18 protein-coding genes are annotated in these 21,385 nt (G+C 60.7%); 14 read left to right on the top strand and 4 right to left on the bottom strand.

Going from position 1 to position 21,385, the window contains the following annotated elements; translation table 11 throughout:
• Nucleotides 1-130 precede the first annotated feature (130 nt).
• The 7 genes from accD to ACYVM5_RS02670 all read left to right on the top strand — a co-directional run bounded on the left by accD (nucleotide 131) and on the right by ACYVM5_RS02670 (nucleotide 5,971).
• Nucleotides 131-1,039 (top strand): acetyl-CoA carboxylase carboxyltransferase subunit beta, encoded by a 909-nt coding sequence (gene accD / locus ACYVM5_RS02700; protein ID WP_460616637.1) that lies wholly within the window; start codon nucleotides 131-133, stop codon nucleotides 1,037-1,039.
• Between the two features lie 112 nt (nucleotides 1,040-1,151).
• On the top strand, nucleotides 1,152-1,898 hold the full coding sequence (locus tag ACYVM5_RS02695; RefSeq protein ID WP_460616636.1) for an OmpA family protein: 747 nt from the start codon (nucleotides 1,152-1,154) through the stop codon (nucleotides 1,896-1,898).
• Nucleotides 1,899-2,079: 181 nt separating this feature from the next.
• Entirely contained in the window at nucleotides 2,080-2,358 is a 279-nt protein-coding gene (locus ACYVM5_RS02690; protein ID WP_460616635.1) for a YMGG-like glycine zipper-containing protein, read from the top strand.
• A gap of 221 nt (nucleotides 2,359-2,579) precedes the next feature.
• Nucleotides 2,580-3,296, top strand: a complete 717-nt coding sequence (locus ACYVM5_RS02685; protein WP_460616634.1) for an OmpA family protein — start codon at nucleotides 2,580-2,582, stop codon at nucleotides 3,294-3,296.
• Between the two features lie 195 nt (nucleotides 3,297-3,491).
• Nucleotides 3,492-4,259, top strand: coding sequence for an endonuclease III domain-containing protein (locus ACYVM5_RS02680; protein WP_460616633.1), 768 nt, complete (start codon nucleotides 3,492-3,494; stop codon nucleotides 4,257-4,259).
• Nucleotides 4,260-4,369: 110 nt separating this feature from the next.
• Nucleotides 4,370-5,353, top strand: coding sequence for a radical SAM protein (locus ACYVM5_RS02675; RefSeq protein WP_460616632.1), 984 nt, complete (start codon nucleotides 4,370-4,372; stop codon nucleotides 5,351-5,353).
• Nucleotides 5,354-5,455: 102 nt separating this feature from the next.
• Nucleotides 5,456-5,971 carry a gamma carbonic anhydrase family protein gene (locus ACYVM5_RS02670; protein WP_460616631.1) on the top strand — a complete coding sequence of 172 codons (516 nt, stop codon included), beginning with the start codon at nucleotides 5,456-5,458 and terminating at the stop codon, nucleotides 5,969-5,971.
• Nucleotides 5,972-6,044: 73 nt separating this feature from the next.
• Here the strand turns inward: ACYVM5_RS02670 and ACYVM5_RS02665 are convergent, their stop codons facing one another.
• Entirely contained in the window at nucleotides 6,045-7,379 is a 1,335-nt protein-coding gene (locus ACYVM5_RS02665; RefSeq protein ID WP_460617436.1) for a hemolysin family protein, read from the bottom strand.
• A 267-nt stretch (nucleotides 7,380-7,646) separates the two neighbouring features.
• Here ACYVM5_RS02665 and ACYVM5_RS02660 point away from each other — a divergent pair, with 267 nt between their 5' ends.
• On the top strand, nucleotides 7,647-9,842 hold the full coding sequence (locus ACYVM5_RS02660) for a protein-disulfide reductase DsbD family protein (RefSeq protein ID WP_460616630.1): 2,196 nt from the start codon (nucleotides 7,647-7,649) through the stop codon (nucleotides 9,840-9,842).
• A gap of 406 nt (nucleotides 9,843-10,248) precedes the next feature.
• A complete protein-coding gene (locus tag ACYVM5_RS02655; protein ID WP_198067709.1) occupies nucleotides 10,249-10,713 on the top strand; it encodes an Lrp/AsnC ligand binding domain-containing protein in 465 nt (154 codons plus the stop codon).
• An 88-nt stretch (nucleotides 10,714-10,801) separates the two neighbouring features.
• Here the strand turns inward: ACYVM5_RS02655 and ACYVM5_RS02650 are convergent, their stop codons facing one another.
• Nucleotides 10,802-12,724, bottom strand: coding sequence for an SPFH domain-containing protein (locus ACYVM5_RS02650; protein ID WP_460616629.1), 1,923 nt, complete (start codon nucleotides 12,722-12,724; stop codon nucleotides 10,802-10,804).
• A 162-nt stretch (nucleotides 12,725-12,886) separates the two neighbouring features.
• Between ACYVM5_RS02650 and ACYVM5_RS02645 the strand changes: the two genes are divergently transcribed.
• The 5 genes from ACYVM5_RS02645 (at nucleotide 12,887) to ACYVM5_RS02625 (ending at nucleotide 19,439) form a co-directional block, all read left to right on the top strand.
• Nucleotides 12,887-13,915 (top strand): glycosyltransferase family 9 protein, encoded by a 1,029-nt coding sequence (locus ACYVM5_RS02645; protein WP_460616628.1) that lies wholly within the window; start codon nucleotides 12,887-12,889, stop codon nucleotides 13,913-13,915.
• An 82-nt stretch (nucleotides 13,916-13,997) separates the two neighbouring features.
• Nucleotides 13,998-15,236: a M16 family metallopeptidase gene (locus tag ACYVM5_RS02640; RefSeq protein WP_460616627.1), complete on the top strand. Its 1,239-nt coding sequence runs from the start codon at nucleotides 13,998-14,000 to the stop codon at nucleotides 15,234-15,236.
• On the top strand, nucleotides 15,236-15,691 hold the full coding sequence (locus ACYVM5_RS02635; RefSeq protein WP_460616626.1) for a YDG/SRA domain-containing protein: 456 nt from the start codon (nucleotides 15,236-15,238) through the stop codon (nucleotides 15,689-15,691). Before ACYVM5_RS02640 ends, ACYVM5_RS02635 begins: the two co-directional genes overlap by 1 nt.
• 115 nt (nucleotides 15,692-15,806) lie before the next feature.
• The gene (locus ACYVM5_RS02630; RefSeq protein ID WP_460616625.1) at nucleotides 15,807-16,451 is read left to right on the top strand and encodes an O-methyltransferase; all 645 of its coding nucleotides are present in this window, start codon (nucleotides 15,807-15,809) and stop codon (nucleotides 16,449-16,451) included.
• Between the two features lie 72 nt (nucleotides 16,452-16,523).
• Nucleotides 16,524-19,439 (top strand): outer membrane beta-barrel protein, encoded by a 2,916-nt coding sequence (locus ACYVM5_RS02625; protein ID WP_460616624.1) that lies wholly within the window; start codon nucleotides 16,524-16,526, stop codon nucleotides 19,437-19,439.
• A 176-nt stretch (nucleotides 19,440-19,615) separates the two neighbouring features.
• Here ACYVM5_RS02625 and ACYVM5_RS02620 read toward each other — a convergent pair whose 3' ends face one another.
• Nucleotides 19,616-20,353, bottom strand: a complete 738-nt coding sequence (locus tag ACYVM5_RS02620; protein ID WP_460616623.1) for an SDR family oxidoreductase — start codon at nucleotides 20,351-20,353, stop codon at nucleotides 19,616-19,618.
• A gap of 76 nt (nucleotides 20,354-20,429) precedes the next feature.
• Complete coding sequence (locus tag ACYVM5_RS02615; protein ID WP_460616622.1) at nucleotides 20,430-21,320, bottom strand: helix-turn-helix transcriptional regulator; 891 nt, start codon at nucleotides 21,318-21,320, stop codon at nucleotides 20,430-20,432.
• Nucleotides 21,321-21,385: the final 65 nt, after the last annotated feature.

Genomic DNA, 21,385 nt, shown 5'->3' with positions numbered 1-21,385 from the left:
AAAAACAGGCGTTAGTTATGGCTTATCTTTGACGCCCTGTATTAGTCTTTGCAAGCCCGAAGCTTGCGGCTCTTCTTCCAAAAAAATATCAGCTGTCGGGCTCCGGCCCTCAGCTCCTAGCAACTAAAAAATGGCCTGGTTCAAGCGCGTAGAAAAGGGCATTGTGACCCCCACCGACCAGAAAAAAGAGACGCCCGACGGCCTCTGGTACAAGTGTCCGGAATGTAAAACGGTGGCCACCATGGCCGAGCACAAGCGCCTGCTATACGTGTGCGGCAACTGCAACCACCACGACCGCATCGACGCCGCCGACTACTTCGAATTTCTCTTCGACCAAGGCGAATTCACGGAGCTCGATGCCAATCTCACCTCCGGCGACCCGCTGCATTTCGTCGATACCAAAGAGTACCCCAAGCGCATTGTGGCCACCGAGCGCAGCACCGGCCTGAAAGACGCCGTGCGCACCGCCCACGGCCTCAGCGCCGGCCAGCCGCTGGTGGTGGCGGCCATGGATTTCAAGTTTATCGGCGGCTCGATGGGCTCGGTGGTGGGCGAGAAAATTGCCCGCGCCATCGACTTCGCCCGCCAGAACCGCACGCCGTTCCTGATGATTTCGCGCTCCGGCGGTGCCCGTATGATGGAGGCCGGCTACTCGCTCATGCAAATGGCCAAAACCTCGGCCAAGCTGGCCCTGCTAAGCGAAGCCGGCGTACCCTACGTGAGCCTGCTGACCGACCCGACCACGGGTGGCGTCACGGCCTCGTTTGCCATGCTGGGCGACTTTAACATTGCCGAGCCCGGTGCGCTTATCGGCTTTGCCGGGCCGCGCGTTATCAAGGAAACCATCGGCAAGGACCTGCCCAAGGGCTTCCAGAGCGCCGAGTTCGTGCTGGAGCATGGCTTTCTCGATTTCATCGTGGACCGCCGCGAGCTTAAGCAGCGCCTGGCCGATTTGCTGGGCATGTTGCAGCCCGCGCCGGCCGTTGCTGCCAACGCTCCTGCGCCGCGCCGTGCCACCACCAAGGCCGCCCAGCAATAAAGGGAAGGCCTTTTTCGTTTTCGGCACACTTCTTGAAAAACCCGTTTCTAGCCTAGAGACGGGTTTTTCCGTATAAGGGTCGAAAACAACTTCACCAATCCCTCATTTTCACATGAACACCTCCAAATCCCTTCTTTCTGTTCTGATGGCTTTCGTGCTGCTGTTCAGCTCCTGCGCCACTTCGCAGCAAGCCAGCACCACCCAGCCCGACCTCTCGACTAACAACGGCACCGGAGCCCGCAAAACCGGCATGAGCAAAACGGCCAAAGGTGGCCTGCTGGGTGCCGGCGGTGGTGCCGTACTGGGCGGTGTGGTAGGCGGCCTGCTGGGCGGCGGCAAGGGCACGGCCATCGGTGCTATCGTAGGTGCTGCGGCTGGTGGTACCACGGGTGCCATTATCGGTCGCAAAATGGACAAGGCCGCCGCTGAGCTGCAAACCGACATGAAAGGTGCCCGCGTAGAGCGCGTGGGCGAAGGCATCAAAATCACCTTCGATTCGGGCATTCTCTTCGACACCAACTCGGCTACCCTGCGGCCGGCTTCGGAAGCCGACATCACCAAGATGGCTGCCGTGCTCCAGAAATACCCTGATACCAACGTGCTGATTGAAGGCCACACCGACAACTCGGGTTCGGATGCCATCAACCAGCCCCTCTCGGAGCGCCGGGCCCAGTCGGTGGCTAACTCGACCATCGCCAAAGGTGTGGCTTCGAGCCGCATCACCACCCAAGGCTACGGTTCGACCCAGCCCGTGGGCGACAACACCACGCCCGAAGGCAAGCAAGCCAACCGTCGCGTAGAAGTTGCCATCTACGCCAACGAGAAGATGAAAAAGGCTGCCGAGCAAGGCCGTCTGTAATCAGAATAAGCCCGGCACTGTTTGCCGCAACTCTTTAAGAAGGCCGTCTCCACTGGGGGCGGCCTTTTTTTGTTTTTGGCCTGAAAAGCCGGGCAAGGTTTTCCGTTTTATTAGCAACCCTTCCGGTTTTATGTGCGTTGAAATCCCGTAATCCCTCCCATTAACTTTAACCTCCCGAATCATGAAATCCCTGCGCGTAATATTCGCTTTGCTTTTAATGTTCTTCGTATTAGCCGGTTCCAATGTTCAGGCTCAGACTCCTAAAAAAGGTTGGAGCAATAAGGCCAAAGGCGCGGCCATTGGTGGCGGCGCGGGTGCCGTGACTGGTGCCGTACTGGGTGGTGGCAAGGGTGCCCTGATTGGCGGTGCCGCCGGCGTAGTGGGTGGCGGCCTGATTGGCCGCAACAAGGACAAGAAAAAAGACCCGGCCCGCTACAACGCTTACCACAACAAGAAGTAATTTTGGACGCGCAACGCCGTTGCGCCAACGTGTTAAAAAAGGCCCTGCCACCCGGCGGGGCCTTTTTTTATGGCTAAACGAGCCATCCGCCGGGTTGGACGGGCCAAAAGACCTGCCGGCCTCGCAGAGTTTGGCAAGGTGGTTGCAAATGGCGTACTTGCCGGCCAATTCACGAGCTGTGCTTTCGGGCCGGCATTTCTTATCCAAACCCTTTTTCAAACATGAAATTTCTCCGTTCCTCCCTTGCGTTCCTGTTCGCCCTGCTGCTGCTGGTAAACAACTTTGCGCAAGCCCAAACTACCACTGTTTCGACGGATAAGCCGAAAGGCATGAGCAAAACCCTCAAAGGCGGCATCATTGGTGGCCTGGGTGGCGCGGTAGCCGGTGGCGTAGCTGGTCGCTTGATTGGCGGTAAGTCGGGCACGGCTAAAGGCGCCATCATTGGTGCCGTGGTAGGTGGTACCGCTGGTGCCCTCATCGGCCGCAAAATGGACAAAGCCGCAGCTGAGCTGCGCCGCGACCTCGAAGGCGCTACCGTGGAGCGTGTGGGCGAAGGCATCAAAATCACCTTCGCTTCGGGCATCCTGTTCGGCACCAACTCGTCGAGCCTGACCCCGGAAGCTGCCGGCAACATCGACCAGCTGGCCACCACGCTGAAAAAATACGCTGACACCAACGTTGTAATCGAAGGCCACACCGACAGCTCGGGTTCGGATGCCATCAACCAGCCCTTGTCGGAGCGTCGCGCTCAGGCGGTGTCGAATGAAATCCAGGGCCAGGGCGTGGATGCTGCCCGTATCACGGCCAAAGGCTACGGTTCGAGCCAGCCCGTGGGCGACAACAGCACCGCCGCTGGCAAAGCTGCTAACCGTCGCGTAGAAGTAGCCATCTTCGCCAACGAAAAAATGCAGAAGGCCGCCAAAAAAGGCCAGCTGTAAGGACCACGGATTCGACGGATTTTTCGGATTACACGGATTTTGTAGTCGATTCTTTTGAATTTTCGTTTTGAATAAAAGGCCGCCTTCGGGCGGCCTTTTTGCGTACTGGCTTTTCTGGCTGGTGTTCCGCCGCTGGGCCAGTGCGGACGGAAACCGTCCACAAAATCCGTGTAATCCAAAAAATCCGTTCAATCCGTGGTTCAGACTACCTACGCCTCGCCCGCCGCCGAAAAAGCCTGGGCCGACCACCAGATTCTCGACCATTTCTACGGCCACCTGCCGCCCGAGCCGCGCCGCACGCCCATGCGTGAGCTCATTTCCACGGTCCTGTCGCACCGTACCACCCACGCCGACGAAGAGCTGGCCTACGACCGCATGCTGGAAGCCTTCGGCGACTGGGCCGGGGTGGAGGCCGCGCCCACGCCGGAGTTGGCCCACGCCATCCGGACCACGCGCTGGCCCGATACGCAGGCGCCGCGCATTCAGGAAATTCTGCGCCGCATCCGGGCCGAAACGAGCGGGCCGTTCGACCTGGATTTTCTGGCCGACTGGCCCACCGACAAGGGCATGGCCTGGCTCACCGATATGCCCGGCATCGGCCTGAAAACGGCTTCGCTGGTGCTGCTGTTCAACTACCACAAGCCGGTGCTGCCGGTGGATACGCACGTGCACCGGGTGGCGCAGCGGGTGGGCTTTCTGGGGCCGAAGGTGTCGGTGGAGAAGGCCCATAGCGTGCTGCTGGCTTTGCTACCGGCCGATGCCGAAACGCTGTTCAACTTCCACAAGCATAACTACTGGCACGGGCAGCAGATTTGCTTTTTCCTGAAGCCCAATTGCGCCCGCTGCCCGCTTAAGGGCTTCTGCAACTACTACCAGGAGCATTTTGGGGAAGCTACGGCCGAAGCACTGGCTGCGACGCCCACGCAATGGGACCCCGTCGCCTGGGGCAAGCTGCCGCATTAGCTTTGTAGCGCGGACTTTTAGTCCGCGAGTTGAAAACTATTCAGGCGTGCGCTAGGTAGTGCGCGGTTGAATAACAGTTCATGCGCGGACTAAAAGTCCGCGCTACCGCCATGCGCCTCGTCAAGCACCCCGTTCTCTGCAATTATTACGTCACGTACCGCTGCAATGCGAAGTGCGCATTTTGCGACATCTGGGAGAAGCCCTCGCCCTACATCACGCTCGAAGACGTGGACCGCAACCTGCGCGACCTCAAGCGGCTGGGCGTGTCGGTGATTGATTTCACCGGCGGCGAGCCGCTGCTGCACCGCCAGCTGCCCGAGTTTCTGGGGCTGGCGCGGGAGCTGGGCTTCATCACTACCGTCACCACCAACGGCCTGCTCTACCCCAAAAACGCCGAGAAGCTGCGTGGCAAGGTCGACATGCTGCACTTCTCGCTCGACTCGGCCGACCGCGACACCCACGACCTGGGCCGGGGCGTGGCCTGCTATGATTTCGTGCTCGAAAGCATTCGCGTAGCCAAAGCGCTGGGCGAGCGGCCGGACATTCTCTTCACCGTCTTCCGCAAAAACCTGGCTGATTTGGAGGCCGTGTACCGCGACATCACCCAGCCCAACGGCCTCGTCCTCATCCTCAACCCTGCCTTCGAATACGGCGACGTGGAAACGGGCGAGCAGCTCACGCCCGAGGAGCTGGACTACCTCTCGGCCTTCGGCAAGCGCAAGGGCGTGTACCTGAACGAAGCCTTTATCGAGCTGCGGCGCGACGGTGGCAACCATGTGGCCGCGCCCGTGTGCCGGGCCGCCAGCACCACGCTGGTCATCTCGCCCAGCAACGAGCTGGTGCTGCCCTGCTACCACCTCGGCGAGCAGAAATTTCCCATCGACGGGAAACTATACGAGTTATATAATTCCTCCGAAACCCAGCGCCTGGCCGCCCTCGAAGGCCGCCTGCCCGCCTGCGAGGGCTGCACCATCAACTGCTACATGCAGCCCAGCTTCGCGGTCGAAACCAGTAAGTATTTCTGGCAGGCGCTGCCCAGCACGCTCAAGTATAACTGGGAAAAGGGAACCTGGAAGCGGCTGATTGGAGTGTAGAGACGCATATTTGCGTCTCGTCGTTCGCGCCGTTCAAGTATCACCCATGCGTCCTCGTTCAACGACGAGACGCAGGTATGTGTCTCTACACCTCCCAACTCCATGCCCGCCCTCATCCTCCCCGTTCACGGCATCACGCCCACCATTCCTGCCACCTGCTACGTTGCCGACAACGCCACCATCATTGGCGATGTGGTGCTGGGGAATAACTGCACCGTCTGGTTCACGGCCGTGATTCGCGGCGACGTGCATAGCATCCGCATCGGCGACGAAACCAATATTCAGGACGGCGCGGTGCTGCACTGTACTTACCAAAAAGCCCCGCTGACCATCGGCAGCCGTGTGAGCATCGGGCACCGGGCGCTGGTGCACGGCTGCACCGTGGAGGATGATGTGCTCATCGGCATGGGAGCCATCGTGATGGACCACGCCGTGGTGGGCCCCGGCTGCATCATCGCGGCCGGGGCCGTGGTGCTGGAGAATTTCGTGTGCGAGCCAGGCTTTCTCTATGCCGGGGTGCCCGCCAAAAAGATTAAACCCGTAACGGAAGCCCAGCGGGAGGGCCTGAAGCGCACCGCCGCCAATTACCAGACTTATGCTAGCTGGCTACAGAAATAAAGGAGTTTCAACCAAAAGCAAAAAGCCCGTCTGACGACTCAGACGGGCTTTTTGCTTTTGGTTGAAACCGGATTTACACCTCGTCGCTGAGCTCGCCGCGCGGGGCTTCGCGCTCGGCGGGCGTGGTCACGCGGAGCTGCACCAGCTCCACGGCGCGGCGCGAGCGTTGCAGCACCCGGAACTCGTAGGGGTCGAGCACGGCCACGTCGCCCACTTCCGGGATGCTGCCGTAGATGACGTTGAGCAGGCCGCCCACGGTTTCGTAGTCGTCGCCCTCGGGCAGGGGGTAGGGGAGGAATTCGTTGGCGTCGGGGATGGCGGTGGCGGGGTTCACGCGGTACTCGTCTTCGGCCACTTTCTCCACCACGGGCACCTCGTTGTCGTACTCGTCCTGGATTTCGCCCACCAGTTCTTCCATGATGTCCTCGATGGTGACGATGCCCGACACGCCGCCAAACTCGTCGCTCACGATGGCCATCACAATGTGCTTGCGCTGAAACTGGCGCAGCAAGCGGTTGATTTTCTTGGTTTCGGGCACGAAGTAGGGCGGGCGCATGATGCGCGCCAGCTCCACGGCCTCGCCGCGTCGGATGATGGGCAGCAGGTCCTTCACGTTGAGCACGCCCACGATGTTGTCGATGTTGCCCTCGTACACCGGCATGCGCGAAAAGCCTTCGCTGAACACGAGGTCGAGGATGGTATCGGCGGGCGCGTTCACGTCCAGGGCTGAGAGCTTGGTGCGGGGCACCATAATCTGCTTCACCATGCGGTCGTTGAACTGAAACACGTTCTCGATGAGCTCGTGCTCGGAATCCTGAATCTCGCCGCTTTCCTTGCTCTGGTCCAGCAGCAGGCGCAACTCGTCGGAGGTGTGAGCCTCGGTGCCGTGTACGTTCTGAATGCCTACCGCGCCCAGCATCAGGTTCGAGGCTTTAGAGAGGAACCAGGTGAGGGGCCGGGTAATGAAGTAGAAGCCGCGCAACGGCAGCACGAGGGCCAGGCTCACCGCTTCGGGCCGCTGAATGGCCAGCGCCTTCGGAAACAGCTCGCCGAACAGCACGTGCATAAACGTCAGCACAATCAGCCCCATACCCACGGCCAGGCTGTGCGCCGTGAGGGCCGAAATGGGCAGCCCCAGGCGCGGCAGAAACCCCAGAAAAATCTCGGTGAACAGCTCTTCGCCCACCGCACCCAGGAGCAGCGAGGCAATGGTAACGCCCAATTGCGTGGCCGAAAGGTAGTCGTAGAGCCGGTGCAGCACACCCAGAGCCTGGCCGGCCAGCCGGCTGCCCTCCTTGGCTTTAATCTCGAGCTGTGAGAGGCGCACGCGAATCAGCGAGAATTCGGCGGCCACGAAAAATCCGTTTACTAAGACGAGTAAGACGGTCAGAAGTATTTGTAAACCCATGTCGGCGGCCCCCGCGACGCGTTCGGTCTGAGGGCCTTTGTAGCCCAAAAGTACGCAGTTTGGCGCAGGTGGTTGGCGTGCTGAACTTTTAACTCACCGGTTTGTCATGTAGCACAACCTAATTTTGGGGCCCGAACCGGGTGTAAGCTCTGGCTGGTTGCGGCGACTACCCGTGGCCCCCAACCGGGGCAATTGCAACGAGAGCCCGCCTTTTCCGGTTAAGTGGAAGCCAGGCGTGGCCAACGACAACGCGTCATTCAATTACCCATGAAGAATTTTCGGATACTGACTGCGGTGCTGCTCTGGCTGGGCCTGATGGGGCCGGCCACCGCCCAGATTCTCACGCCCACCCACCTGAGCACCGCCCTGAGCAAGCCCACCGCCAAAGTGGGCGAGGAGGTCGAGCTCATCATCAACGCCCGCATCGACGACAAGTGGCACCTCTACGCCTCCGATTTCAGCGACGAAGTCGGCCCGGTGGTATTCACGCTCAAGTTCAAGCCCAGCCCGGCCTATGAGGTGGTGGGCAAGCTACAAGCCGTCAAGTCGCACCACGAGCAGGACGAGGTGTTCAAGGGCGAAGTGGCCTTTTGGGAAAAAACCGGCCAGATGCGCCAGCGCATCAAAGTCCTGCAGCCCGGCCCGCTCACCGTCTCGGCCGATGCCGACTACCAAAGCTGCACCAGCGTGGACGGCAAATGCGTGCCCGGCAGCGAAACCCTGAAATTCGGCCCATTGACCGTGACCGGTGCCGCCGCGCCCGCCAAAGCCACCGGCGCCGTGACGCCCGCTACTCTTCCTGCTAAAACGGAAGTAGCTGCTGCGCCTGCCGCCACGCCGGCCCCGGCCCGCGACACGGCTGCTGCTCAGGTAGCCGCTACGCCCGCGCCCGCCCAGCCCGCCGCCAGCGCCTCAGCTGAAAATAAAGCCGCCCCTGCGCCCGCCGTGGCTGATGTTGCGCTCAACGCCGACCCCGTGAACAAGGCCGGCGGCCTGTGGGCTTTCGCGCTGCTGGCCTTCACCTTTGGCCTCGCCGCGCTCATCACGCCCTGCGTGTTCCCGATGGTGCCGATGACGGTTTCGCTCTTCACCAGCGGCAACGACAGCCGCCAGCGCGGCATCTTCAAGGCCCTCGTTTACGGGGCCAGCATTATTGGCATTTACGTATTGATGGGCGTGCTCGTATCGGTACTGCTGGGCGAGGACGGGCCGAATCTCATTGCCACGCACTGGATTCCGAACCTGATTTTCTTCGTGGTTTTCGTGGTCTTCGGCCTCTCGTTTCTGGGCTTGTTTGAAATCACGCTGCCGCACCAGATTGTGAATACCGTGGATGCACAGGCCGATAAGGGAGGCTGGGCTGGCATCTTTTTCATGGCCCTCACGCTGGTGGTAGTGTCGTTTTCGTGCACCGCGCCCATAGTGGGCAGCATTCTGAGCATGGCCGCCCGGGGCGAGCGGATTACGCCCATTGTGGGCATGCTGGGCTTCTCGCTGGCGTTTGCGCTGCCGTTCACGCTGTTTGCCATCTTCCCCTCGTGGCTGAAAAGTCTGCCCCGCTCCGGCGGCTGGTTGAACACGGTGAAAGTCGTGCTCGGCTTCATTGAGCTGATGCTGGCCCTCAAATTCCTGAGCACTGCCGACCTGGCTTACCACTGGCACCTGCTCAACCGCGACGTGTACATTGTGCTCTGGATTGTGCTTTCGGCGCTGCTGGGCTTCTACCTGCTGGGCAAGTTCCGCCTCTCGCACGACTCGCCAATTGACCACCTCAGCGTGGGCCGCCTGCTGATGGCCGTGCTGGCCTTCGCCTTCACCGTGTACCTGGTGCCGGGCCTGTTTGGCGCGCCGCTGCCGCTGCTGGCCGGCTACCTGCCACCCCAGAGCAAGCACGATTTCTCGCTGGCCTCGGCCGAGAGCAACTCCGCGCCCGCCGTCGCCACCGGCGCCGCTGTCGCTCAGGAAGCTCCCCGTTTCGGCGATTTCCTGGAACTGCCCCACAACCTCAACGGCTACTTCGACCTGGAGCAGGCCAAGCGCGTGGCCCGGCTGCAGCACAAGCCCATTTTTGTTGACTTCACCGGCCACGCCTGCGTGAACTGCCGCAAGATGGAAGCAACAGTGTGGAGCGACCCGCAGGTGCTCACTCAGCTCCGCAACGACTACGTGGTGGTGGCCCTGTACGTGGACGATAAAACCGAACTGCCTCAGAACGAGTGGTACACCTCCACCCACGACAAACAGCTGAAAACCACCCTCGGTAAGCAGAATGCTGACCTGCAGATAACGCGCTACGGCATCAACGCGCAGCCATATTATGTAATTCTTGATGCCGACGATGCAACCAATAAGCCCTTGGTGACGCCTATTGCCTATGAGCCCGACGTGGCGCAATTCAGCACCTTTTTGCAAGCGGGCTCCAAGCAGTTCCGCAATCAGCGCGGCCCCGTGGCGGCCCGCTGAAAATCAGTTGACTAGGTTCGTGGCGGTAGTAGAAACCAACCCCAAACGATTTAAAGCACGAAGAGGCGGCCCCCACCCAGAGGCCGCCTCTTACAAGTGTGAGGAGCGCACCCACCCAGATGCGCGGCCTCGTTTTCCCCTCTTCTCCTCCGTATCCAACCACGAGCGTAACAAAAGGAAGTATCCTTTTGTGAAGAACTTAGCGCGTAACATTGCCGAGGTATCGGCCCTGCTCCAAACGCTGTCAGGTTCCTTCTTAGCACCGTGGCCTTCTGCCTAGGATTGTAACAAATGTAAGATGTCTGGTTAGATGATGCAAATAATTCTTTCATTTAACGGGAACTTTGCAATAAATTTAATTTTTAGCGTTTAATTCAACACACTCTCTAATTCCTTTCCGCAAAAAATGGCCAGAAATTACGAACTTGATGACACCGACCGGAATATTCTGAACTTATTGATTCAGGATGCGAAGATGCCGTACACCGAAATCGCCCGAAAAGTCAACGTTTCGGGCGGCACCGTGCACGTGCGAATGGCCCGGCTGGAGGAGCTTGGCATTGTGCAGGGCGCAACCCTGCGCATCGATTACCAAAAGCTGGGCTACGGCGTAAGTGCCTTCCTGGGCATCTACCTGCTGAAAAGCTCGGTGTACACCAGCGTGGTGCAACAGCTGCGCGAAATACCGGAGGTGGTGAGCATTAACTTCACCACCGGCGCGTATGGCGTATTTGCCCGCTTGGTGTGCCGCGACACGCAGCACCTGCGCGACGTGCTCCACGACCGTATTCAGCCGATTGACGGCATCGAGCGCACCGAAACCCTCATTTCGCTGGAAGAAGTAGTAAACCGGCCCACGCAGCTCACGTAGCTGCACCGGCTGGTTGCGAAAAGGCCACCAGCGCCGCACCAAATACCTGTTTGGTGCGGCGCTGGTGGCCGTTTATGTGTCGGAGAATTTACTCGGAAGGGGGCGTTGGCTTTTCAGGAGAGGCGGGTGCCACGGTCGGAGCCGGGGCGGGGTTGCCCAACTGTGCCGTTTGCTGCTGGGCCAATAGGCCGATGAGTGCCTCCACGAGGCCGCCGCCCGCGCTGGTACCACCGCCGTTGGCCTGCACTTCGGGCACAATTTTCACCTGCCGGTCGCCGATAATCTGCATCAGCTGCAGGCCGGTGAACTCGCGGGTGCCGAGGCTTTCGACCCCCACGCGGTAGGCTTCGGCCTTGGCATTGCCGATGGCGCGGATGGCCTCGGCCTCGCCCACGCCGCGCAGGCGGGTGGCTTCGGAGTCGGCAATGGCGCGGAGGCGGGTGCTTTCGGCCTCGCCGCCGGCGCGCAGTTTGGCAGCTTCGGCTTCGCCGCGCACTTTTTTCACCTGGGCGTTGGCGTTGAGCTCGGCAATGTTTACGCCTTGCTCACTCTGGACGAGGGAGTTTTGGATGTCGGCGATGCTGGTTTCGCGCACCAGGGCCTGACGCTGGGTTTGGGCGGCCTGCTGCACTTCGTAGGTTTTGCGCTGCTCCTCGGCCAGTTTGCGGTCGGTTTGGGTGGTCATGAGCTGGGCGGGCGGCGCAATGTCGCCGATGAGCGTATCGACGGCCTGCACGTTGTAGTCGAGCAGCGCGGTGCGGATGAAAGCCGACGCTTCGCGCTGCCGCTCGGCGCGGTTGGTGAGGTAGTCGAGCACGGTGAATTCCTGGCTGGAATTGCGGAAGTAGTTGCCCACGATGGGCTCTAATACGTGGTCGACCAGGTTTTTCATCGAGCCCACGCGGGAGATGACGCGGGGCGCATCCAGTGCGGCGACGTGGATAATCTGGGCCACGTCGAGGTTGAAAGAGAAGCCGTCGCGCGAGCGCACCGTGATGCTGCTCAGGTGGTCGTCGTAGTGGTGGGCTTCGGTGCGCACGGCCCAGTTGAGCACAATGTTAGTGGTCGGAATCAGCTCTACCTTCATAATGTGGGTGTTGAGGGGTTGGCGGCCGGGGTAAAGCGGCGTGGCCCAGATGCCCTTGTGTCCCACCTCAACGAGGTTGCCGTGGGTAAAATCGGCCCCGCTGACGTCGATGGCCGGCTTACCCACGAAGGAAATGACCACGCCGACGTGGCCGATGGGAATTTCCGTCATGGGTACCTGCTCGACGCGGGCAAACCAGGGGTTCAGGTTCCAGGAGCCGGAGAGCAGAATTTGCTCCTGTAGGCCGCGGCTGCCGCCGGCCGCCAGGAAGGACTGGGCATCCTGAAAGTTGTTGTGATTGGGGATAACCGGGCCGGCAATTTCGCCGGGCGTGATGGGGACGCCGTCGAGCGTGGTGACGATGCCCACCGCATCGGGAGCCACGCGGTAGATGAACAGCTCTTCAGGCCGCATGCCCATGGTGGCCGCGTTGCGCTGGGTGATGACCGTGAACAGGGCCGTGTTGATGCGGTAGGTGCCAGCCGTGAGCATGCCGATTTGCCGGCCCTTCTCGCCGCCCTTGGTGAGGAAGGCGCGGGCATCCTGGTAGTTGTCGCAGTCGACTTCGCGGGCCAGAATGTGGCTGGGCGGGATGGGCTCGCCGCCGTTGGCCACTACGAGGCCGATTTCGCCCTGCGGCACAATCACCACAAAATCTTTGGTGACCGAATACTGCCAAGGCCACAGGAAGAAGTGCCAGCCGGGCGCCAGCGTGTCGGCCTGGAAGCCGGCCTCGCCCTCCAAAGCCACGAGGCGGCCCGGGGCCAGGTTGCGGCGCGAGAATTTCTTAGCCACGATGCCCACCTGCAATTCGCCGATAACGACGATGCCGAGCAGGGATTTGGCCAGCAGCAGCACGAACAGCAGCGCCGCCAGCACACCCAGAAAGCCGTAGAAAATGGAAACAGTAAGGGCTAGAAGCATACAGAAAGGGGAAGGAAGCAAAAAAGGAATGGTGGCAACTGAATCGGCGGGCAGACTTTGTTATTACAGCCGCCGATAAATTATTCGTTTGGATTATTTGCGGAAAGGTAGCGGGTTGGCATGCATATCACCCGCAGCCCGAAACTGCCGTAATTTTGCGCCGTGTCCACGACCCCTGCCCCGCCCGCCACGCTGCTCATCCAAACCGCCTTCATCGGCGACGTAATTCTGATGACGGCGCTGCTGGAATACCTGCACCAGACCGAGCCCGCCACACCCGTCGATGTGCTGGTGCGGCGTGGCAACGAAGGCCTGCTGGCCGGCCATCCGCACGTGCGCAACGTGCTGGTTTGGGACAAGAAGCACCGCAAATACGCCGCGCTGTGGGACTTGCTGGGCCAGATTCGGGCCGCGCAGTATGGCCGCGTAGTGACCTTGCAGCGCTTCGCCAGCACGGGCTTTCTCACCGCATTTTCAAAAGCCCGGGAGCGCATCGGCTTCGCCAAAAACCCGCTGAGCCGCTTCTTCACACGTCGCGTACCGCACCAGATTGGCGACGGTACGCACGAAGTGACGCGCAACCTGCGCCTGCTCACCGATGCCGTGCCCACGCCGTTGGTGCCGCCCCGGCTATATCCCTCGGCGGCGGATGAAGCGGCGGTTGCGCATTATGCCACGGCCGGCCCCTACATCTGCTTGGCCCCGACTTCGGTTTGGTTTACGAAGCAATACCCGGAAGCCAAGTGGCTGGAATTATTGTCCACCCTGCCCCAGAATGTGCGGGTGTACTTGCTGGGCGGCCCGCCCGACGTGGCCGCCTGCGAACGGCTGGCGGCCGCCAGCGGCCGCGCCAACGTGACCAGCATTGCTAGTAAAATCGGCCTACTGGCTTCGGCCGCCCTCATGCGCGGGGCATTGATGAATTACGTGAACGACTCGGCGCCCATGCACCTGTGCTCGGCTGTGGGCGCGCCGGTTACGGCGGTTTTTTGCAGCACCGTGCCGGCGTTTGGGTTTGGGCCGTTGTCGCCAGCTTCTTTCGTTGTGGAGACTAAGGAGAAACTGGCCTGCCGGCCGTGTGGGCTGCACGGGCACGCGGCCTGCCCGTTGGGGCACTTTCGCTGCGCCTACAGCATTGAGGTGGAACAACTACTGGCCACCTTGCCGGTTGATGTAGCGCGGACTTTGTAGTCCGCGCCGCCCGGCCGTCTTCAACGACATCGTTCTGGAACGCGGACTACAAAGTCCGCGCTACGGTACCTTTGCTTTACTTATGCTCGATTATCACATTCACGAATATCCCAATGGTATCCGCCTCTTACACAAGCAGGTACTGCATACTAAAATAGCGCATTGCGGGTTTTTGCTCGACATCGGTTCGCGCGATGAGGCGCCGCACCAGCAGGGCCTGGCCCACTTCTGGGAGCACATGGCCTTCAAAGGCACCGAAAAACGCAAGTCGTTCCACATCCTCAATCGCCTCGAAACCGTGGGCGGCGAGCTGAATGCTTACACCACCAAGGAAAAAATCTGTTTTTACGCTTCGCTGCTGAGTACGCACTTCGAGCGGGCATTTGAGCTGCTGACCGATTTGACGTTCAACTCTGTGTTTCCCGGCCGCGAGGTGGAGAAGGAGCGGGGCGTTATTCTGGAGGAAATGAGCATGTACCAGGATGCCCCGGAAGATGCCATCATCGACGATTTTGATACCGTTGTGTTTGGCGACCACCCGCTGGGCGTGAACATTCTGGGCACCCGCGAGAGCGTGAGCCGTTTCCAGACGGCTGATTTCCATGCCTTTCTGCAGGAGCAGATGCGGACTGACCGGCTGGTCTTCAGCTCGGTGAGCAACCTGCCGTTTGAGGCGGTGAAAAAGCTGGCCGATAAATTCCTGGCCCCGCTGCCAGCCCGGCTGGGCCCGCGCACGCGCCGCCCGGTAGGCAGCTACGAGCGCAAAACGCAGACCGAAACCCGGCCCATCTCGCAGGCGCATTGCCTGGTAGGCGGCCCGGCGTATTCGCTGAACGATGCCCGCCGCATCCCGTTTTTCATGCTGAACAACATCCTGGGCGGTCCGGGCATGAACTCGCGTCTCAACCTGGCCGTGCGCGAGAAATACGGCCTTGTGTACACCATCGACAGCACGTATTCGCCCTACACCGATACCGGCTTGTTCGGCATCTACTTCGGCACCGAGGGCAAGCAGGTGAAGCGCACGCTGGGCCTGGTACAGAAGGAGCTGAAGCTGCTACGCGAAAAAGAGCTGACTACTAATCAACTCCACACGGCCAAGCATCAGCTCATGGGCCAGCTGGCTATGAGCGAGGAAAGCAACGGCGGCCTGATGCAGCTCCTCGGCAAAAGCACCCTGGACCTGGGCCGCGTGGAGCCGCTGAGCGAGATTTTCCAGAAAATCGAGAAGATTTCGGCCGCCGAACTGCGCGATATGGCCAACGAAGTGCTGACCGAGGAGCATCTGAGTGTGCTGCAATACGTGCCGGAAGGGAAATAATGGCGCAGCCCGTTTTTGGTCATGTGGGCAGCTACCGGCCGGGCGACACGTTCCGCAACCGCATCGAGCTGTCCTTAACCGGCGTGCATCGGCCGCGCCGGGCGGGCGTGTGCGGCACCCCGGTACTGGGCGCGGAAAGCATCGTGCTGGCCGGCCAGTACGAGGAAGACGACTTCAGCGAAGACGAAATCCGCTATTCCGGCAACGGCGGCCGCGACCCCAAAACCGGCCATCAAATCAGTGACCAGGTAGCCACCACCGGCATCCTGGCATTACTGAAAAGCGTGGAAACCGGCCTGCCGGTGCGGGTGATGCGCAAAGTGCCGGCCGAAGATGGCGGGCCTGAGGTGTACCGCTACGAGGGCTTATACCGAGTGGTGGGCTCCAGCTACGGGCCTGGTAAATCAGGCTTTCAGGTTTTCGTATTCCGGCTGCGGCCATTAATTATGGAGTAGAGTTGCAACATTTTGCGGCTCGTCGCTGAACGACCGGGACCTCACAAACCGCGCGAATTGAACAACATCAGCAACGACGAGCCGCAAAATATTGCGGCTCTACCCGTTAATACCAATGCATAACGACCCCACCGACCTCTACGCCGAGCAGCATACTGCGCCCGAGCCGCCGCTCCTCGCCCAGCTCACCCGCGAAACCCACTTGCAGCTCCTGATGCCGCGCATGAGCAGCGGCCCGCTGCAGGGCCGGCTACTGAGCATGCTCAGCCACCTGGCCCGCCCGCGCCGCATCCTCGAAATCGGGACGTTTTGCGGGTATGCCACCCTGTGCCTGGCTGAAGGCCTGGCCGATAACGGCCTGCTGCACACCATCGAAATTGACCCCGAAAAGGAGGCGCGCATCCGGCGCTACGTGGCGGCGGCCGGCCACACGGAGCAGGTGCGGCTGCACATCGGCGCGGCGCTCGACGTTTTGCCGGGCCTGGTCGATGAACTGTGGGATTTGGTCTTTATTGACGCCGACAAGCGGAATAACGACGCGTATTTTGAAGCGGTGATTGACCAGGTGCGGCCCGGCGGGCTGCTCATCGTTGATAATGTGCTGTGGGGCGGCAAGGTGCTGCCCGCGCACGAATTGAAATCGGGTGACAAAGACACGCCCTTGGTACGGGCTTTCAATGACAAAATGGCTCGGGACGCGCGGGTAGAGCCGGTTTTTCTGCCCCTGCGCGATGGCCTGCTGCTGCTGCGCAAGAAGTGACGGCGGCCGGCCCCGGCCAACCTTCGACCCTGGAATACCGTCAGACACCTCTACAGTAATTCAACCAAGTCTATGCGGTATTTTTCGGTCTTCTTTTTCCTGCTGATTGGGTTGCAGGCGGCTCGGGCGCAGGCCCCCACCACCGTGAGCGGGCGCGTGACGGACGGCAAGGACCAATCGGCCCTCATCGGGGCCAACGTGCTGTTGATTCACCTGCCCGACTCGGCCAAAAGCGGCGCAGCGGCCGATGCCGACGGCCGGTTTCAGTTCGATAACGTGGCCGCCGGGCGCTATGTGATTGATGCTTCCTTTGTGGGTTACCAGAAAATCCGTCAGAATGTGACCGTGGCGGGTGCGCCCGTGCAGCTGGGCACGCTGGCGCTGCAAGCCGGCGGCGTGCAGCTGAAAGGCGTGGTGGTGACGGGGGCCGCCGCGCAATCGGTGCAGAAGGGCGACACCACGCAGTTCAATGCCAAAGCTTTCAAAACCAACCCCGACGCCACCACCGGCGACCTCATCGACAAGCTGCCCGGCGTGAGCCGCGGCACCGATGGCAAGGTGCAGGCCCAGGGCGAAAACGTGCAGCAGGTACTAGTTGACGGCAAACCCTTCTTCGGTAACGACCCGGATGCGGTGCTCAAAAACCTGCCCGCCGAAATGGTGGACAAGATTGAGGTATTTGACCAGCGCAGCGAGCAGAGCCGCTTTTCGGGCTTCGACGACGGCAACACGACCAAGACCATCAACATCGTGACCAAGGTGGAGTTCCGCAACGGCACCTTTGGGCGGGTGGTGGCCGGCGCGGGGCCGGACCGCTACAAGGCGAGCGGCAACGTGAACAAGTTCAATGGCAATGAGCGGATGTCGGTGCTGGCCCAGAGCAACAACGTGAACGAGCAGAACTTCGGCACCGAGGATTTGCTGGGCGTGGTGGGCAACTCGAACCAGGGCGGCGGTGGGCGCGGCGGCCAGCGCGGCGGTGGGGGAGGCGGTGGCGGCCAGGGCAACGGCGGCAACGCCGGCGACTTCCTGGTGAACCAGAGCGGCGGCATCACCAAAACCAACGCCGTGGGCCTGAACTACTCAAATTCGTGGAACAAAAAGACGGACCTCTCGGCCAGCTATTTCTTTAATAGGGCTGATAATACGTTGAACAGCAATACTAACCGGCAATACGTGCTGCCGGCTGGTACCACTTATACCCAGAATGCCACTACGGGCAGCATCAACACCAACCAGCGTTTCAATATGCGGTTGGAGCACAAGATTGACTCGGCTAATTCCATCCTGTTCCGTCCGCGTTTCAGCTACCAACTGAACGACGCCAACAGCACCGTGGACGGCCTCACGCGCCGCGCCGACACGACGCAAAGCAAAATCAACAGCCTCTACGGCTCCAACAACAAGGGCCTGAACACCGGTGGCGACCTGCTGCTGCGCCACCGCTTCGCCAAAGCCGGCCGCACGGCCAGCCTCAGCATCGGGGGTACCTACACGCAGCGCAACAGCAACACCACGCTGCAAACCACCGATACCGGTTCGCGCCTCAACAACCTCAACCAAGCCAGCGACCTCACGCAGCACGGCGGCAGCATCAACGCTAACCTTTCACTGACGGAAGCCCTGACCAAGCAGGATGTGTTGCAAGGGAATTACGCCATCAACTACGCGCCCAACAACTCCAGCAAATACACCTACGACATCCTCACCGGCGACACGCGCCAGCAGAACGATGGCCTGAGCAACGTGTTTCAGAACTACTACCTGACGCAGTCGGGTGGGCTTACCTACCGGCACATCACGCCCAAGTACCAGGCTAGCCTTGGGCTGGCCGGGCAGTATTCGGAGCTGTACAGCGACGCGCAGTTTCCACGCCCCAGCATCGGGCGCTACTACTTCGTGAACGTGCTGCCCAACGCCATGCTCAACTACCGCTTCACGAAGCAGAAGAACCTGCGCCTGATGTACCGTACCAACACCAACGCGCCCAGTGTGAGCCAGTTGCAGGCCGTGGTGAACAACTCCAACCCCCTGCAGCTCACCATCGGCAACCCCACGCTGCGCCAGGAATTTCAGCACTCGGTCAATATCCGCTACTCGGCCTCGAACCCTGAGGTGTCGAGCAACTTTTTCGCGCTGCTGTCGGGCGCTTACACCCAGAACCCGATTTCCAACCGCACCATCGTGGCCGCCCGCGACACCATTGTGACGCCCGAGGGCGCGCCCGCCGTGCGCCTGCCCGCCGGCGGCCAGCTCATCCAGCCCACCAACCTCAGCCAGCAGTACACGGTGCGCTCGCTGGTGAGCTACGGCCAGCCCATCAAGGCCATCAAAACCAACGTGAACCTGAGCGCCAACGCCGGCTTCACTCAAACCCCGGGCCTGGTAAACGGCGGCCTGAACTACGCCCGCGTGCCCACCTTTGGGGCCGGCCTCACGCTGAGCTCCAACATCAGCGCCAACCTCGATTTCACGGCCTCGACCACGTCGAACAAGAACTTCGTTATCAACACGCTCCAGACGCGGCTCAACACCAACTACTTTTCGCAAGTGTCGCGCTTCCGCCTGAACTGGATTGTGGGCCCCGGCATCAACATTGCCACCGACCTGCTGCATCAGGCCTATTCGGGCCTCTCAGCCGGCTACAACCAACAGTACCTGCTCTGGAACGCCAGCATTGGCAAGAAGCTGTTCCCCGGCCAGCGCGGCGAAATCCGTGTGTACGCCTTCGATTTGCTGGGCCAGAACCGCAGCATCCAGCGCAACGTGACCGACGCCTACTACGAGGACGTGCAAACCACCATCCTCCAGCGCTACGTCATGCTCATGTTTACCTATAACATCCGCAGCGGCAATGTGATAGCACCCACACAAGGCGAGGGTGGCGGGCGCGGCGAAGGCCGGGGTTTTGGCCGCCCGGATGGCAGCGGTGGTCGGCCCGATGGGGGCGGCGGCCCACCGCCCGGCGGTGGGGGAGGCCCACAGTAAGCGGGTTATTTTTTGAAGGGTTCAGATAGCCAAAGCGTCTGTCATCCTGAGCGCAGCGAAGGACCTTATCACGCCAGAACAGCTATTGTTTGAGCGTGATAAGGTCCTTCGCTGCGCTCAGGATGACAGACGCTTTAAGCAGCTTCACTCAATTCAAAAGCGCTTTCTCGTAGTTTTTACCACGGGCTGATGCCCGTCTCCGGCGCATTGTCATCGCTGAAAAACTGGCTGGTGGGGCCATCCGGGCCCAGCACGGCGGCTTTCACGACGCGGGCGGCGGCATCGGCCACGTTGCCGGGGCCGCTGTGGTGGTTGAAATCGGTGGCGGTGTAGCCCGGGTCCACGGCATTCACTTTGAAGGGCGTGTCGCGCAGTTCATAAGCCAGCATGATGGTGTAGGCATTCAGGGCAGCTTTGGATGGCTGGTAGGCGGCCCCTTTCACGGCGTAGTATTTCCACGACGGGTCGTTGTGCAGCGTGAGGGAGCCCAGGCCCGAGGTCACGTTTACGATGCGCGGCGCGGGCGACTGCCGCAGCAGGTCGAGAAAGGCCTGCGTCACGGCAATTACGCCGAATACATTCGTTTCGAACACCTCCTTAATCATGCTGATGTCGCTGCTAACGGCCGGCTGTGACATGCCGCCCAGAATGCCCGCGTTGTTGATGAGTACGTCGAGGATGGGCGTTTTCTGGCCCACTGTTGCGCGGGCGGCTTTGATGGAAATGCTGTCGGTGACGTCGATTTGCAGAGGTTCGACCTGGGCGAAGCCTTCGGCCTTTAGCTGGTCGACAGCTTGCTGGCCTTTGTCAAGGTCGCGGCTGCCGAGGTACACATAGTAGCCCTGCTGCAAGAGCTGCCGAGCGGTTTCAAAGCCAATGCTTTTGTTGGCCCCGGTAATGAGTGCGGTTTTCATGGTCAATGATTTCCAGTTGATTAACAGCACAAAATTATTGGGCCCGATTGGCGAGGCTGGCACCCATTCCGCGGTATTACTGGTACATTTTACGGATGGTGGCGCGGTACTCAGCCGGCGTGGCGCCGGTTTCGCGCTTGAAAAAGCGGTTGAAGTAAGACGCATCCGAAAAGCCGAGGTCAAACGCAATTTCCTTGAGCGAATGCTGGGTGTAGAAAAGCAGCCGCCGGGCTTCGAGCACCAGCCGTTCGTGCACGTGCTTGATAGCAGGCTTACCACTCTGCGCTTTCACCACCTCGCTCAGGTGGCCGGCTGAAATATGGAGTTGGGCCGCATACGCGCCTACCTCATGCAGCTCGCGGTAGTTGGTCTCGATTCGGGCCTGGAAAGTCCGCAGCAGTTGCTGGTCGGCCGACAGCTCTTCGTCCGTAAACTGCTCCCTGTACAAGCGGCTCAGATGCGTGAGTAGCACCGTGAGGTAGGCGCTCAGCATGCGGTGCTGCCACTCGCCGGGGCGGGCGTACTCGGCTTCCAGCTTCGCCAGCATTTCCTCCACAAAAGTGCCGTCGGCTTCGGTTAGCAGCAGTTCGTGCCCGTTGTAGGGGTTCTGAATGAGCGGCAGTTCGCGCAGCGCCGCGTTTTGCTGCAAGGCCAGAAACTCCTTCGTAAACGTGAGGCGCGTGCCCCAAAAGGGCGTGGGGGCCTCTTTTACCAGCACCTGGTTAGGGGTGGAGAAGTACAGCGTGTTGTCTTTCCGGTCGTAGGACTTCATGTCCACCCAATGTCGGCCGCGGTTGTGCTTCACAAATACCAGCAGATAATAGGCCTTGCGGTGCGGGATGAGCAGGTTTTCCTCATAAGTCAACTCGCCCTCCGAGCGCAGCAGGGTGAATAGTTTGCTGCCGGTTACTTCGTCCCGCTCGAATGGGTAAATCGGGACGGGCTGCTGGCTGCTGAGGGTTTGCATAGGCTGAAACAGTTTTTTCGCTGCTACAACTACGGCGCTGGTGCAGAGTTTGCCGCCCAATGGCC

The sequence above is a fragment of the Hymenobacter ruber genome (assembly GCF_054783255.1).
The sequence above is the reverse complement of the archived record's forward strand: the minus strand, read 5'-3'. Positions and strand labels throughout refer to the sequence as shown.